1 protein-coding gene is annotated in these 336 nt (G+C 67.0%); it reads right to left on the reverse strand.

Translation table 11 applies throughout. From position 1 onward, the window contains the following. A partial coding sequence (locus HX846_RS00195; RefSeq protein WP_256739748.1) for a methyl-accepting chemotaxis protein occupies nucleotides 1–336 on the reverse strand: 336 nt, incomplete at both ends.

Consider the following 336-nt stretch of genomic DNA (forward strand, 5'->3'; position numbering starts at 1 on the left):
CGGCTGATCTCTTCCGCCACCGAGCTCTGCTCTTCGGTCGCCGCCGCAATCTGCGCCGTCATATCAGTGATGTGCGCCACCGCCTCGCTGATCCCGATCAGCGCCTGATCCGCTTCCATCACCCGTGCCACACCTTCTTCCGCCTGGCGATGCCCGGCGTCCATGGTTTGTACGGCCGCGCTGGCGGTCTGTTGCAGCTTGGCGATCAGCGCATGAATCTGCCCGGTGGACTCGCTGGTGCGCTGGGCCAGTTGCCGCACTTCGTCGGCCACCACCGCAAAGCCGCGACCCATCTCCCCGGCACGGGCCGCTTCGATGGCCGCGTTCAGTGCCAGC

This window comes from Pseudomonas sp. K5002, assembly GCF_013386655.1.
In the GTDB taxonomy this organism is placed as follows: Bacteria; Pseudomonadota; Gammaproteobacteria; order Pseudomonadales; family Pseudomonadaceae; genus Aquipseudomonas.